Raw genomic sequence first — 573 nt, forward strand, 5'->3', positions numbered from 1 at the left:
GCCGCCACCCCAGCGGAACGTGGTAGCGGACGCTGTCCTTGTCCAGCTGTGCCAGAAACCACAGCCGCTGCTGGGCAAACGACAGCTCAAGCGGCGCCTGGCGCGATACGGCCACAATCGCCGGCAGCGCCTGCGCTGCCGCGCCGCTCACCGCTCCGGCCACGCCTGCGGCCAGATCAGCCAGCACCGGCCGCGCAAACAGCATCGCCAGCGACAGTTCCACACCCGCAATCTGCGACAGCCGGCTGAGCAGCCGCACGGCCAGCAGCGAATGACCGCCCAGCTCGAAGAAGTGGTCATGCCGACCGACCCGCTCCAGACCCAGCAGCTCCGCCCACAGCTGCGCCAGCACCGTCTCGAGCTCCCCGCGCGGCGCCTCGTAGCCCCGCCGCGCATACGCATCGTCAGCCGGCGCGGGCAGTGCCTTGCGGTCGAGCTTGCCGTTCACCGTCAGCGGCAACTCCGCCAGCGGCACGAACGCCGCCGGCACCATGTAGTCCGGCAGCTGCCCCACCAGATGCGCGCGCAGCGTCGCCGCAAGCTGCGCTTCCTGCGCCTCCTCTGCGGCCACCA

1 protein-coding gene is annotated in these 573 nt (G+C 71.2%); it reads right to left on the bottom strand.

Annotation, left to right across the window (positions count from 1 at the left end; genetic code table 11):
- Positions 1 to 573 (bottom strand): phosphopantetheine-binding protein (locus ACLFKU_RS43920; RefSeq protein ID WP_410853412.1); only part of this gene is annotated, 573 nt, incomplete at both ends.

The organism is Paraburkholderia sp. EG304 (assembly GCF_046543485.1).
Classification (GTDB): Bacteria; Pseudomonadota; Gammaproteobacteria; order Burkholderiales; family Burkholderiaceae; genus Paraburkholderia; species Paraburkholderia youngii.